The 13539-nt window shown below is 69.8% G+C and carries 16 protein-coding genes; 14 read left to right on the top strand and 2 right to left on the bottom strand.

Annotation, left to right across the window (positions count from 1 at the left end):
- Positions 1-45 precede the first annotated feature (45 nt).
- The 10 genes from map (at position 46) to truA (ending at position 6731) form a co-directional block, all read left to right on the top strand.
- A complete protein-coding gene (gene map, locus NIE111_RS31490) occupies positions 46-897 on the top strand; it encodes a type I methionyl aminopeptidase (protein WP_091402377.1) in 852 nt (283 codons plus the stop codon).
- A 136-nt stretch (positions 898-1033) separates the two neighbouring features.
- Complete coding sequence (locus NIE111_RS31485; protein WP_238687833.1) at positions 1034-1585, top strand: DUF1707 SHOCT-like domain-containing protein; 552 nt, start codon at positions 1034-1036, stop codon at positions 1583-1585.
- A gap of 328 nt (positions 1586-1913) precedes the next feature.
- Positions 1914-2135 carry a translation initiation factor IF-1 gene (gene infA, locus NIE111_RS31480; protein ID WP_007073013.1) on the top strand — a complete coding sequence of 74 codons (222 nt, stop codon included), beginning with the start codon at positions 1914-1916 and terminating at the stop codon, positions 2133-2135.
- Positions 2136-2224: 89 nt separating this feature from the next.
- On the top strand, positions 2225-2338 hold the full coding sequence (gene rpmJ, locus NIE111_RS31475) for a 50S ribosomal protein L36 (RefSeq protein WP_088952025.1): 114 nt from the start codon (positions 2225-2227) through the stop codon (positions 2336-2338).
- 266 nt (positions 2339-2604) lie between these two features.
- Complete coding sequence (rpsM, locus tag NIE111_RS31470; RefSeq protein WP_030329917.1) at positions 2605-2985, top strand: 30S ribosomal protein S13; 381 nt, start codon at positions 2605-2607, stop codon at positions 2983-2985.
- A gap of 87 nt (positions 2986-3072) precedes the next feature.
- Positions 3073-3480, top strand: coding sequence for a 30S ribosomal protein S11 (rpsK, locus tag NIE111_RS31465; RefSeq protein ID WP_030329919.1), 408 nt, complete (start codon positions 3073-3075; stop codon positions 3478-3480).
- A 13-nt stretch (positions 3481-3493) separates the two neighbouring features.
- Positions 3494-4120, top strand: a complete 627-nt coding sequence (gene rpsD / locus NIE111_RS31460) for a 30S ribosomal protein S4 (RefSeq protein WP_030489600.1) — start codon at positions 3494-3496, stop codon at positions 4118-4120.
- 98 nt (positions 4121-4218) lie between these two features.
- Positions 4219-5241 (top strand): DNA-directed RNA polymerase subunit alpha, encoded by a 1023-nt coding sequence (locus NIE111_RS31455; protein WP_007465227.1) that lies wholly within the window; start codon positions 4219-4221, stop codon positions 5239-5241.
- Positions 5242-5275: 34 nt separating this feature from the next.
- A complete protein-coding gene (gene rplQ / locus NIE111_RS31450) occupies positions 5276-5833 on the top strand; it encodes a 50S ribosomal protein L17 (RefSeq protein WP_238687832.1) in 558 nt (185 codons plus the stop codon).
- Between the two features lie 67 nt (positions 5834-5900).
- Positions 5901-6731 carry a tRNA pseudouridine(38-40) synthase TruA gene (truA, locus tag NIE111_RS31445; RefSeq protein ID WP_238687831.1) on the top strand — a complete coding sequence of 277 codons (831 nt, stop codon included), beginning with the start codon at positions 5901-5903 and terminating at the stop codon, positions 6729-6731.
- Between the two features lie 12 nt (positions 6732-6743).
- Here truA and NIE111_RS31440 read toward each other — a convergent pair whose 3' ends face one another.
- Positions 6744-7853 carry a hypothetical protein gene (locus tag NIE111_RS31440; protein ID WP_238687830.1) on the bottom strand — a complete coding sequence of 370 codons (1110 nt, stop codon included), beginning with the start codon at positions 7851-7853 and terminating at the stop codon, positions 6744-6746.
- A gap of 102 nt (positions 7854-7955) precedes the next feature.
- Between NIE111_RS31440 and NIE111_RS31435 the strand changes: the two genes are divergently transcribed.
- From NIE111_RS31435 to NIE111_RS31425, 3 genes are read left to right on the top strand one after another with little or no spacing between them, the layout of a single operon-like run.
- Positions 7956-8561 carry a class I SAM-dependent methyltransferase gene (locus NIE111_RS31435; protein WP_238687829.1) on the top strand — a complete coding sequence of 202 codons (606 nt, stop codon included), beginning with the start codon at positions 7956-7958 and terminating at the stop codon, positions 8559-8561.
- 41 nt (positions 8562-8602) lie between these two features.
- Complete coding sequence (locus NIE111_RS31430; RefSeq protein WP_238687828.1) at positions 8603-10282, top strand: ABC-F family ATP-binding cassette domain-containing protein; 1680 nt, start codon at positions 8603-8605, stop codon at positions 10280-10282.
- A complete protein-coding gene (locus tag NIE111_RS31425) occupies positions 10279-11079 on the top strand; it encodes a nucleotidyltransferase domain-containing protein (RefSeq protein WP_238687827.1) in 801 nt (266 codons plus the stop codon). Before NIE111_RS31430 ends, NIE111_RS31425 begins: the two co-directional genes overlap by 4 nt.
- Before the next feature lie 55 nt (positions 11080-11134).
- Here NIE111_RS31425 and NIE111_RS31420 read toward each other — a convergent pair whose 3' ends face one another.
- A complete protein-coding gene (locus NIE111_RS31420) occupies positions 11135-12088 on the bottom strand; it encodes an RNA-guided endonuclease InsQ/TnpB family protein (RefSeq protein WP_274531903.1) in 954 nt (317 codons plus the stop codon).
- 333 nt (positions 12089-12421) lie between these two features.
- Between NIE111_RS31420 and NIE111_RS31415 the strand changes: the two genes are divergently transcribed.
- Positions 12422-13366, top strand: a complete 945-nt coding sequence (locus tag NIE111_RS31415) for an aldo/keto reductase (protein WP_238687864.1) — start codon at positions 12422-12424, stop codon at positions 13364-13366.
- Positions 13367-13539 lie beyond the last annotated feature (173 nt).

The raw sequence follows: 13539 nt of genomic DNA, 5'->3' as shown, positions 1-13539 counted from the left end.
ACGCGTTATGTGCCCCGCTGTTCGGCAACGAAAGGTAACCGCTCCATGCGTCGTCCCCAGCTGGACATCCAGCTGAAGACCCCTGACCAGATCGAGAAGATGCGGGCCGCCGGGCTGGTGGTGGCCGAGGCGTTGCGTCGGATGCGGGAGGCTGTCGCCCCCGGTGTGAGCACCGCCGATCTGGACGCCATCGCCGAGGCGACCATCCGCGAGGCGGGCGGCGTTCCGTCGTTCAAGGGCTACCACGGTTTTCCGGCGTCGATCTGTTCGTCGGTCAATGAGCAGATCGTGCACGCCATACCGTCGCCGAAGCAGGTGCTCCAGGCCGGTGACCTGATCTCCATCGACTGCGGGGCGGTGCTGGACGGGTGGCACGGCGATTCCGCGATCACGGTCGGGGTCGGTGACGTCGATCCGGCGCTGCTGAAGATGGCGGAGGTCGCCGAGGACGCGATGTGGGCCGGCATCGCCGCCGCAGCGCGTGGTGCGGCCAGCGGCAAGGGCCGCCTCACCGACATCTCGCACGCGGTGGAGACCGCTGTCCGCAAGGGCGGCCGGTACGGCATCGTCGACGGCTACGGCGGGCACGGCATCGGCACCGAGATGCATCAGGACCCGCACGTGCTCAACCACGGTCGGCCGGGCAAGGGTCCGCGGCTGGTCCCCGGGATGGCCCTGGCCATCGAGCCGATGATCACCATGGCGTCCCCACGTACCGCCGAGTTGGCCGACGGGTGGACTGTCGTCACCCGGGACGGCTCGGTGGCCGCGCACGTCGAGCACTCGATGGCGCTGCTGCCGGACGGCGTCTGGGTGCTCACCGCGTTCGACGGTGGTCGGGCCCGCCTGGGTGACCTGGTAACGGCACGCCAACCCGCGGCCACCAAGACCCCCTAGCCCCGCCCCGGCCCCGCCGCGATCCGGTGATCATGAAGTTGTTGCCCTGACACGCCGGTGAGGCTGGCAACAACTTCATGATCGACCGGCGTCCGGGGTCGGACGGGAGTGGCGCGACGGTGGCATGCTTGCCGGCATGGACGGGCGCGACGGGATGCGAGCCGCGGACTCGGACCGTGCGGCGGTCGCCGACAGGTTGCGGGTCGCCCTCGACGAGGGCCGACTGGATCTGCACGAGTACGACGAGCGGTTGCAGCGGGCCTACGCGGCACGCACGTACGCCGACCTTGAGGCTCTGCTGACCGATCTGCCGCCGGTGACGCCGGCGCAGCGGTCGAGCCTGGCGCCGGCTGCCGGGCCGACGGTGAGCCTGCTGGGCGACGAGCTCGATCCGGCCTTCAGCAGGGGCGTCACCGCCCGCTGGTTGGCCGAGGTGTGGTCCCCGTACCTGTGGGTGATCCCCATCGTGGTGACCATCTGGGCGGTGACGTCGGTGCTCAGCCAGGACCTGCTCTACTTCTGGCCGGCCTGGGTGGCGGGGCCGTGGGGCGCGGTGCTGCTGGTCCGCACGGTGGGAGGGCTGGCCGCGAAGGAGCCTCAACGCCAGGCCGTCAAGCGCCAACGCCGCCGAGAGCGCAAGCAGGCAAAGCGCGCCCGCAAATCGGACGGCCCCCCAGAAATCTCCTGACCCCGGACCGCACGGGCCCCCCTGACCCCTGTTGATCATGAAGTCATTGCCGCCGATCCCGGCGTGTCGTGACAATAACTTCATGATCAACGGCGGTGGAGATGGGGCCGTTCGGGGCGCCGCGCGGGTTGGTGGGTGGTCGGTTTGGCGGGGGACTGCAGGCCGGCGTACACTTTCAGATCGGCGCACAGCGTCCACTCCGGCATGCCCACCCTGCGCTTCGGTGGGAGCTGGAGCCGCGGCTGGCGCGGGCTTCTGATTCTGATCAGAATTCCGTGTAAGACGTTGTGGGCCGCCCGGAGCAATCGACGTCAGGACAGCGGAGGACATGCCGAAAAAAGACGGAGCCATTGAGATCGAGGGTCGGGTCATCGAGCCCCTGCCGAACGCCATGTTCCGGGTGGAGCTCGCGAACGGCCACAAGGTGTTGGCTCACATCAGCGGCAAGATGCGGCAGCACTACATCCGCATCCTTCCGGAGGACCGGGTCGTCGTCGAACTTTCGCCGTACGACCTGACCCGCGGGCGCATCGTCTACCGCTACAAGTAGTCCTGACGACGGCCGGGAAGTCCCGTGTCCGTCTTCGACGTCCGGTGTCGCGTAGCGCGTCCCCGGGCCAGATGGGAAGTAAGGCAACCGTGAAGGTCAAGCCGAGCGTCAAGAGGATCTGCCAGAAGTGCCGGGTTATCCGCCGGCACGGCCGGGTCATGGTCATCTGCAGCGACCCGCGCCACAAGCAGCGCCAGGGCTGACTCAGCCCGTCCGGCCGGAGCACGGCCGGGTGGCGTTGGTCCAGGTGGATCCCCAGCGACACACACATCACACATGCTCGTCCCAGCCGCGAGCGGTACGCCAGACGTACCTCTGCGTGGCTGACCCCCGGTCGGAGGCCGGGGCCCGCTCGGGCAGCGACCGATCCCGGTCGCCGGCGCTCACGGCGTCGGAAAGACGGGACGGCCGGTAGCGGGGTGGGACGGGTCCACACCTCCGCCACACATCACAAGGAGTACGCCCGCACATGGCACGTCTAGTCGGCGTGGATCTCCCCCGCGAAAAGCGGTTGGAGATCGCGCTCACCTACATCTTCGGGGTCGGTCGCACCCGCGCCCTGGAGACACTCGCCGCTACCGGCATCTCGCCGGACAAGCGCGCTCGGGACCTCACGGACGAGGAGCTCGTGCAGCTCCGCGACCACATCGAGGGCAACTACAAGGTTGAAGGCGACCTGCGCCGCGAGGTCGCCGCTGACATCCGCCGCAAGGTTGAGATCGGCTGCTACGCCGGCATCCGGCACCGCCGGGGCCTGCCCGTGCGTGGCCAGCGGACCAAGACCAACGCCCGGACCCGCAAGGGCCCGAAGCGGACCGTCGCCGGCAAGAAGAAGCCCGGCAAGAAGTAGTTCTTGACCGGATGACGGGGTCGGCCGCCGCCGAGGTGGGTCAGGCCGCAACCCAATCCGGAAAGTCAACTAGGAGCGCACAGACTTATGCCACCGAAGGCTCGTGCCGGAGCCGCTGTAAAGAAGGTCCGGCGCAAGGAACGCAAGAACGTCGCCCACGGGCAGGCGCACATCAAGAGCACGTTCAACAACACCATCGTGTCCATCACGGACCCGACCGGTGCGGTCATCTCCTGGGCCTCCGCTGGCCAGGTCGGCTTCAAGGGCTCCCGCAAGTCGACTCCGTTCGCTGCGCAGCTGGCCGCCGAGGCTGCCGCGCGTCGCGCCATGGAGCACGGCATGCGCAAGGTCGACGTGTTCGTCAAGGGCCCCGGCTCCGGCCGGGAAACCGCCATCCGTTCGCTGCAGGCCGTGGGCCTCGAGGTCGGCCAGATCGCCGACGTCACCCCGCAGCCGCACAACGGATGCCGTCCGCCGAAGCGTCGCCGGGTCTGAGAGGTAGAGAGAGATGGCTCGTTACACCGGTGCAGACTGCCGCCGTTGCCGGCGGGAGAAGATGAAGCTGTTCCTCAAGGGCAGCAAGTGCGATGGTCCGAAGTGCCCGTTCGAGTCCCGGCCGTTCCCGCCCGGGCAGCACGGCCGCGGCCGCACGAAGGAGACGGAGTACCTGCTCCAGCTCCGCGAGAAGCAGAAGGCCCGTCGGGTTTACGGCGTGCTGGAGAAGCAGTTCCGCGGTTACTACGAGGAAGCCGTTGGCAAGCAGGCCAAGACCGGTGAGGTCCTCCTGCAGATCCTCGAGTCGCGGCTGGACAACGTCGTTTACCGGGCCGGCTACGCCCACTCGCGGGACATGGCCCGCCAGTTGGTCAAGCACGGTCACTTCACGGTGAACGGCAAGAAGGTCGACATCCCGTCGTACCGCGTCAAGGAGCACGACATCATCGAGGTTCGGGGCAAGAGCAAGGAGCTCACCCCGTTCATCGTCGCGCAGGCTCAGGCCGGCTCGAAGACGGTTCCGGCGTGGCTTGAGGCCATCCCGAGCCAGATGAAGGTGCTCGTGCACTCCCTCCCGGCCCGGCAGGTCATCGACACGCAGGTCCAGGAGCAGTTGATCGTCGAGCTCTACTCCAAGTAGTCCGAGCTCGTTCGGTGGCCCGCCCTTCGGGGCGGGCCACCGGAACAGTTTGTGTCGTGGGCGTCAAATAGCGGGCGCCCCGGAAGAGAAGAGAAAAGATGCTCATCAGCCAGCGACCCTCCCTCTCCGAGGAGTCGATCAACGAGACCCGGTCCCGGTTCGCCATCGAGCCGCTGGAGCCGGGCTTCGGCTACACCCTGGGTAACTCGCTGCGGCGTACGCTGCTGTCGTCGATCCCGGGCGCGGCCGTCACCTCGATCAAGATCGACGGTGTGCTGCACGAGTTCACCACGATCCCCGGTGTCAAGGAGGACGTGGTCGAGCTCGTCATGAACATCAAGGAGCTGTGCGTCAGCTCCGAGCACGACGAGCCGGTCAGCATGTACCTGCGTAAGCAGGGCCCGGGCGACGTGACCGCGGGCGACATCCAGCCGCCGGCCGGCGTCTCGGTGCACAACCCGGATCTCAAGCTCGCCACCCTGAACGGCAAGGGCCGGCTCGACATGGAGCTGACCGTCGAGCGGGGCCGGGGCTACGTGACGGCGGCGCAGAACAAGCAGTCCGGCGCCGAGATCGGCCGCATCCCGGTCGACTCGATCTACTCGCCGGTGCTGAAGGTGACCTACCGCGTCGAGGCGACCCGTGTCGAGCAGCGCACCGACTTCGACCGGCTGATCATCGACGTCGAGACCAAGCCGTCGATGGGTCCGCGTACCGCGCTGGCCTCCGCCGGTTCGACGCTCGTGGAGCTGTTCGGGCTCGCCCGGGAGCTGGACGAGACCGCCGAGGGCATCGACATCGGGCCGTCCCCGCAGGACGCCCAGCTGGCGGCGGACCTCGCTCTGCCGATCGAGGAGCTGGACCTCACCGTCCGCTCCTACAACTGCCTCAAGCGCGAGGGCATCAACTCCGTTGGTGAGCTCATCGGGCGTACCGAGGCCGACCTCCTCGACATTCGCAACTTCGGTCAGAAGTCGATCGACGAGGTCAAGATGAAGCTCGCCGGGATGGGTCTCGGGCTGAAGGACTCGGCTCCGAACTTCGACCCGGCGCACGTCGTGGACACCTTCGGCGAGGCCGACTACGACACCGACGACTACCGCGAGACCGAGCAGCTCTAGTCCGCGCTGCCGCCACAACTGAGGAGCACCAAAAATGCCCACGCCCACCAAGGGCCCCCGCCTCGGCGGCAGCCCCTCGCACGAGCGGCTGATGCTGGCCAACCTGGCGACCGCGCTGTTCCAGCACGGGAAGATCCAGACCACCGAGACGAAGGCCCGGCGGCTGCGCCCGCTGGCCGAGCAGCTCATCACGAAGGCCAAGCGCGGTGACCTCGCCTCGCGGCGTCGGGTGCTGGGTGTCGTCAAGGACAAGGACGTGGTCTACGCCCTGTTCGACCAGATCGCGCCCCGGTACTCCAACCGCCCCGGCGGTTACACCCGGATCGTGAAGACCGGTCCGCGCAAGGGTGACAACGCGCCGATGGCCATCATCGAGCTGGTGGAGGAGCTTCAGGTCGCCGAGCCGAAGGTGAACAAGAAGACCGCCGCCCGCAAGGCCGCGCAGCAGGACAAGGTCGAGGCGCTCGCCCCGGCCGACGAGTCCCCGAAGTCGGCTCCGGCCGACCAGGACTCCGAGGCGCCGGTGTCGGCGTCCGGTGACACCGACGCCGCCCGCGAGGACAGCGACGAGGCCACCGAGAACAAGGCCTGATCAAGGGCATTGTCGGGCCCGGCACCCCATCGGGGTGTCGGGCCCGACCCGTAACAGGAGGTACGAGGTGGACGAGCGGATCCGGCTGCGGCTGGATGTCTCGTACGACGGCACCGACTTCTCCGGCTGGGCAGCCCAGCCGACCAGGCGCACCGTCGCGGGGGTGCTCGTCGAAACCCTGGACCTGGTCCTGGGCGCCGGTACGGCCACCGGCCTGACGGTGGCCGGGCGCACCGACGCGGGTGTGCACGCCACGGGGCAGGTGTGCCACGTGGACCTGCCCGTGGACGTGTGGCGGCAGCACGAGGGACGGCTGCTGCGTCGCCTGGCCCGGCTGCTCCCCACCGACGTGCGGGTACGGGCGATGACCGAGGTGCCGGCCGACTTCGACGCCCGGTTCTCGGCCACCTTCCGGCGCTACGAGTACCGGGTCACCGATGCGCCCTTCGGTGCCGAGCCGTTGCGCCGCCACGAGGTGCTGGCCTGGCCGAAGCCGTTGGACCTGGCCGCGCTGAACGCCGCCGCGACCGGGCTGGTGGGGGAGCACGACTTCGCCGCGTACTGCCGGCGCAAGGAGCACGCGACCACGCTGCGGGAGGTGACCCGGCTGGACTGGCGTCGCGACCCGGACGACATCCTGGTCGCCACAGTGCAGGCCGACGCGTTCTGCCAGGCGATGGTGCGCAGCCTGGTGGGGGCCATGCTGGTGGCCGGGGACGGCCGCCGCCCGGTCGAGTGGCCGGGAACTCTGCTCACCCAGCGGGAGCGGTCCAGCGAGGTGACAGTGGCCCCCGCGCGCGGGCTGACCCTGGTCGCCGTCGGCTACCCGGCAGATCCGGCCGAGTACGCCCACCGCGCCACCCTCACCCGCCGGTTGCGGGTGCCGATCGAGGGTTGACCGTCCGCACTGTCAGTTGCCCGGCAGATCGCCCTGGTTGGCGTTGCTGCCGGTAGGTGCCGCCGTCGGTTGCGCGGCGGTGCCACCGTCGGCCCGGCTCTGCAGCACGCCCCGGCTGAGGTGCAGCTCGATCATGTCGAACAGGATCTCGCGGACCTTGGCGTCACCCGCCTTGACCGCAGCCCCGTCCTTGCGGACCACCAGCGCGTACGCCAGGTAGTGGCCTCGGACCTGCCAGCCGACGCGTGCCGGAGCGTTGGCCAGGACGTCGGTGCCGTCGCCGTCGTCGGCGGTGAGGCCACGGAAACGGCCCTGCCGATCGTCGAGCAGTTGCCGGAGCCGGTCTCGGGCTCGTTCGGCGCTGACCTTGTCGGTGAGGTTGAACAGGCCGGCGGTGACCAGGTGGCTGTCGTCGGGCGTACTCAGCGTCGCCCGGACGACCTGGTTGCAGCCGAGCCGGACCAGCAGGTCGGCTACCTCGTCGGTGGCGGCGACGGCGCAACTGCCGCTGGACTGTGTCTTGAGCACCTGGTAGCTCGGCTGGTCGGCGGTGAGCTTCAACTCCCTGCCGGGGAAGAGTTCCTTTGCGGTGAGCGGGGCCTGGTCGGTGTCCCGGGAGTCGAGGGCCAGCCGTTCCGCCGGTGCCGACGTCGGGGCGGCGTTCGGCTGGTACGTCGGGTTGCTCTGCGGCTGCTCGTTGCGGTTGCTGAGCAGCGCGGCGGCGCCGAGGCCGCAGAGGGCGAGCAGCACCAGGACGGCTGCGCCGCCGATCAGTACCTGCCACAGTCGGCCGCCGCCGCGCCGGGTGGGCGGCTCGGCCGACGTCGCCGAGGTGTAGATCTGGCTGCGCGGTGGGGCGGGTGGGATGTCGGCGCGTGTCGGCAGTGGCTGGGGCGCATCGGCGCGGGCGGCCGGCCCGTGCTGCGGCACATCGGCACGAGCCGGCGCCGGCTGTGACGAGGGCAGCGAGAGCTGGTTCGGCCGGGGCAGCGACGGCGTGGGGAAGCGCGACGGAGAGGGCCCGGCCGCCGGGGGCGGACCGGCGCCGAGCACCGACAGGTCGGACCCGGGCTCCGGGTACTCCTCGAAAGCGTCCTCATCGGACTGGTACCGATACACCATATCGCCTAGAGTAGGAGCCATTGTCCCTTTAGGGGGTAATATTGGGGAAATGTGCCTGTGGGCCGCGTCAGGTCCGCCCCGGACCGGTGCGAGAATTGCCGGGTGACCGGCGACCACTACTTCACCGCTCAGCCCACCAGCGACGCCCCGGCGCGCGAGGTCGAGTTCTCCGTCGCCGACCGCGACTACCGGCTCGCCTCGGCCGGCGGGGTCTTCTCCGCCAGCCGGCTCGACCCGGGCACCGCAGTGCTGCTGCGCAAGGCCGAGCTGCCCGCCGCCGACACCACCGGCGACCTGCTCGACCTCGGCTGCGGGTTCGGGCCGATCAGCTGCGTGCTGGCCGACCTCGCGCCCGCCAGCACCATCTGGGCCGTCGACGTCAACGCCCGGGCCCGCGAGCTGACCGCCGCCAACGCGGCTCGGGTCGGCGCCGCCGACCGGGTCCGGGTCAGCACGCCCGACGATGTTCCGGACGGCCTCCGCTTCGCCCAGATCTGGTCGAACCCGCCCATCCGAATCGGCAAGGACGGGTTGCACGACCTGTTGCTGCGGTGGCTGCCCCGACTCGCCCCGGACGGCGTCGGCTGGCTGGTAGTCGCCCGGCACCTCGGCGGCGACTCGCTGCAACGCTGGCTCACCGAGCAGAGCTGGCAGGTCGAGCGGTACGCCAGCCAAAAGGGCTTCCGGGTGCTGCGCGTCACCCGGTAATTGGATGTACCCCCCGACCCTCGTTGGGGCAGGATCCCGGCGTGGGATACGTGGACGTGGCAGCGGTCGGGCACATCCTGCCCGACGGTCGGGAACTCTTCGCCGACGTGTCGTTCCGGGTCGGGGAGGGCAGCAAGGTCGCCCTCGTCGGGCCGAACGGCGCGGGAAAGACGACGCTGCTGAGGATGGTCGCCGGCGACCTGCCGGTACGCAGCGGCGTCGTCGCACGGGCCGGTGGGCTGGGAGTGATGCGCCAGTTCATCGGCATGATCGGCGACGAGTCGACCCTCGCCGACCTGGCGCTGTCGCTGGCCCCGCCGGCGCTTCGCGACGCCGGCCGGCGGCTCGCCGAGACCGAGGCGGCCATGCGGGCGGCCGAGGCCCACGGCAAGTTCAGCAACGCCGCGGGCAAGGCCCAGCTGGCGTACGCCGATGCGCTCGGTGCCTGGGGCGAGGCCGGCGGGTACGACGCCGAGGTGCTCTTCGACACCGTCGCGACAATAGTGCTCGGCCAGCCGTGGGACGCCGTACGGGAGCGTCCGGTGCGTACCCTCTCCGGCGGTCAGCAGAAGCGCTTCGCCCTGGAGCTGCTGCTGCGCGGCCCGGACGAGGTGCTGCTGCTCGACGAACCGGACAACTTCCTCGACGTGCCCGGCAAACGCTGGCTGGAGGCGCGACTGCGCGAGTCGACGAAGTCGGTGCTCTACGTCTCGCACGACCGTGAGCTGCTGGCCCAGAGCGCCGACCGGGTGGTCGCCGTCGAGGGCGGCAGCGCCTGGGTGCACCCGGGCGGCTTCGCCAGCTGGTACGAGGCGCGGGTGGCCCGGCACGCCCGCCTCGACGAGCTGCGCCGACGCTGGGACGAAGAGCACCAGAAGCTGCGTGACCTGGTGCTGATGTACAAGCAGAAGGCCGCGTACAACGACGGGTTGGCCTCGCGCTACCAGGCCGCGCAGACCCGGCTGCGCAAGTTCGAGGAGGCCGGGCCACCGCCCGTACCCCCCAAGGACCAGGACATCCGGATGCGCCTGTCCGGCGGGCGGACCGGCAAGCGCGCGGTCGTCTGCGAGCAGCTGGAGCTCGACGGCCTGACATTCCCCTTCGACCTGGAGATCTGGTACGGCGACCGGGTGGCGGTGCTCGGCGCCAACGGCACCGGCAAGTCGCACTTCCTGCGGTTGCTGGCCCGTGGCGGCACCGACCCCGACCCGGCGAACGGACCGGTCGACGGGGCGGGCGCGCTCACGCCGGTGACGCACGAGGGCATGGCCCGCCTTGGCGCCCGGGTCCGCCCCGGGCACTTCTCCCAGACCCACGACCGGCCGGAGCTGATGTCGAAGACGCTCGTCGAGATCCTCTGGCGCGGCGACGAGCACCGCACCGGAATGGACCGGCACGCGGCGATGGGGGTGCTCAGTCGCTACGAGCTGGCCGCGCAGGGCGACCAGCGCTTCGGCACGCTCTCCGGCGGACAGCAGGCCCGATTCCTGGTGCTGCTGCTGGAGCTGTCCGGGGCGACACTGCTGCTGCTCGACGAGCCCACCGACAACCTCGACCTGGCCAGCGCGGAAGCGCTCGAAACGGGCCTGAACGCCTTCGAGGGGACGGTCATCGCGGTGACCCACGACCGTTGGTTCACCCGCTCGTTCGACAGGTTCGTGCTGTTCCGGGGCGACAGCGAGGTGGTGGAGACCCCGGAACCGGTCTGGGACGTCGGGTGATCCCCACCGACCTGCCCGACCGCCTTTGCGGCGTCGAGGGGGTGGTCGCCGTGGCGCTCGGTGGCAGCCGGGCCCGCGGCGAGCACCGCCCCGACTCCGACTGGGACCTGGGCCTGTACTACAAGGACGGGCTGGACGTGCCGGCGTTGCGGGCGGTGGCCGCGACCGTCGCGGATGACCCCGAAGTGGTTCTCACCGCCCCGGGTGGTTGGGGCCCCTGGGTCGACGGTGGTGGTTGGCTGCGAATCGGCGGCGTCGCCGTGGACTGGATCTACCGGGATCTCGACCGGGTGCACCGCACCTGGACGGACTGCCAGGTCGGCCGGTACGAGGTCGGCGTGCAGGCCGGGCACCCACTCGGTTTCTACTCGTCCGCCTACGTCGGCGAAGTGGCGCTGTGCCAGGTGCTGGCGGATCCGGCCGGCCAGCTGACCCGGCTGAAGGAGCAGACCCGGGACTATCCGCCCGCGTTGGCCGACGCGCTGGTGGCCGGCGGCTGGGAGGCCGGGTTTCTGCTCAGCGGCGCGGCCAAGGCCGCCGTCGGCGGGGACAGCGGGTACGTCGCCGGCTGCCTGTTCCGGACGATCGGGGTGCTCGCCCAGGTGCTGCACGCCCGGGCGGGCCGGTGGTTGGTCAACGAGAAGGGGATGATCGCCGCCGCAGGGCGGCTGCCCGGGGCCCCGCCACACTTCGAGCAGCGGGCGCAGGCTCTGCTCGGCGCCGTCGGCCGCCGCCCCGCCGAGCTGGCCGCCACCGTCGGAGCCGCCCGTGAGCTGGTCACCGAGGTGGTCGGCTGAGCCGCCGCCGAGGTGGCCTGCGCTCGGTGGACATAGGGTGGATCTCGTGACTGAGTTAACGCTTACCCACGGATGAATCCAGGGGATTTCCGGCTCGGACCGCATTCGACCCCGCATCCCGAAGGGAGGTGGTCACATGCCTTACGTCGTCAGCACCGGCACGGTCGCGCTCTACCGTGGCGAGGATCGTCCTCGCGGCGTTGAGGTCGCGGCAGGCGGTGAAACCGCAGGCAGCGCACTCGAAAATTCTGACATTCAAACCGATGCGCTGCTTGGCTCTCGCCGCGCACGAGGAACACGTCATGGTTGTGTAGGCGGGCGGAACCAGCACCACCTTTCGGCCCGCCCGCGTGCCCTGCTGGATCAGTTCCCGCTTCGCCGTGCCGATCGCGGCGTCAGCGGCTTTACGTGCCATCGTGGACCTGGTCAGGAACGTCGGTTTGAAGTCTTCCACGGCGATCACCTGGTGGTGGTCGACGACTCGTTTCGCCCACTGGCGGGAGTCGTGGATGTTCTGTCGGGCAGCTTTCTTGTGCAACTTCGCCGCCGCGCGCTTGGCCCTTCGGTAGCCGTTGGACTGCGCATGGCCCTGCGGGCGGCGTCGGCGGGCCATCTTCCGCTGCGCCCTGGCCAACTCAGCGGCGCACCGCTTGCGATGCCCGAGGTGCGGCAAATCGAATCGGGCATCGGTGGTCGTGGCGGTGGTCTTCACGCCCCAGTCAACGCCGATCGACTTGGACGCCTCGGGTGTGGCGGCGGCCTCGCGGCGGACGACGAACGACGCGTACCAGTGGCCAAGGCTGTCTTGGTAGACGCGCACGCTGGTCGGCGGAGACGGCAGGTCCCGGGACCAGACGACGGGCATGCTGATGCCACCGGCAAGGCGCAGCCGCGTACGTGCGCAGGGTCTGTTGCTGAGCGACCTGCGAGCCGGCGCGCAGCCAAGCGTTTCTGGCGCGGGCTTCAGTGAGCATCTTGGACAGCCCGCCGAAGGTGGGCTTCGCGCCAACCTCCTGCTGGTGCACGGCTTCGTTCCATAGGAATCGGCAGCGGCCCCATTCGGCGAGCAGTGCGGCCGTCGCGGTCGCGGCGGGGCGCAGCCGGTAGGTGTAGCGCACTACCTCCATCACAACAATCACTATAAATCTCGACGGCAGATAGTGCCGGGACGTTCGAGGTGGAAATCCAGACTGCCAATCTTTTGGAGCAATGGCCATTTCGTCGCCACAACCGGCGGCACGATCTCAGAGGTGGTCAACGTTATGTCGATAACCAGCGCAACGTGTGCATTGATTCCGCACCTCAACCTGATTAAAGACGAGGGTGTCTCATGAACGACCAAATGACCTATCGCCGGCTGGGCGACTCCGGGCTCGTGGTGTCCGTGGTCGGCATCGGCTGCAACAACTTCGGCCGCAAACTCGACCTCGACGGCACCCGGGCGGTGGTGGACGCCGCGCTGGACGCCGGGATCAACCTCTTCGACACCGCCGACATCTACGGCGAGCCGCAGGGCAGCTCCGAGGAACTGCTCGGGCAGGCGCTCAAGGGACGCCGGGACGACGTGGTGGTGGCCACCAAGTTCGGCATGGACATGAACGGCCTCAACGGGCCGGACTACGGCGCGCGGGGTGCGCGGCGCTACATCGCCCGCGCTGTGGAGGCGTCGCTGCGCCGGCTCGGCACCGACCACATCGACCTGTACCAGATGCACGAGCCCGACCCGGGCACGCCGATCGACGAGACCCTCGCCGCCCTGGACGACCTGGTCCGCGACGGCAAGGTGCGCTACCTGGGCAACTCCAACTTCACCGGCTGGCAGATCGCCGACGCGGACTGGGTCGCCTCGTCCAACGGTCGGTCCCGCTTCATCAGCGCGCAGAACCACTACAGCCTGGTGGAGCGCTCGGTGGAGGCCGAGGTGATCCCTGCCTGTGAGCGGTTCGGCCTCGGCATGCTGCCGTTCTTCCCGCTCGCCAACGGTCTGCTCACCGGCAAGTACAAGCGCGAGGCTCAGCCGCCGGCCGGCAGCCGGCTCTCCGGCGGTGGCCGGTACGCGGAGCGGCTCGCCGCAGCCGACTGGGACACCATCGAGGCGATCGAGGCGTACGCGGCCGAGCGGGGTCTGACGATGCTCCAGGTGGCGATCGGCGGGCTGGCCGCCCAGCCGGCGGTGACCTCGGTGATCGCCGGTGCCACCACGCCCGAGCAGGTGCGTGCCAACGCCGCCGCTGGCGTCTGGGAGCCCAGCGACGACGATCTGGCGGCGCTGCGCGCCGTCCTCTGAGCGCTGCGGGGCGTGCGCTGCGTCGCGCGCGGGCGTGCGCTGCGTCGCGCGTGCGTGCGCTGCGTCGCGCGCGCGTGCGTTGCGCATGATCCACTCGCGTTCCTTGAAGTCGGGGTGACCTGCAGTCCGGGAAGCCCCGACTTCAAGGAGGCCGAGTCGATCACCAGCCGATC

The sequence above is a fragment of the Micromonospora hortensis genome (assembly GCF_022230935.1).
Taxonomy (GTDB): Bacteria; Actinomycetota; Actinomycetes; order Mycobacteriales; family Micromonosporaceae; genus Micromonospora; species Micromonospora hortensis.
Note: the sequence above shows the minus strand (reverse complement) of the source record. Positions and strands in the feature narration are given on the sequence as shown.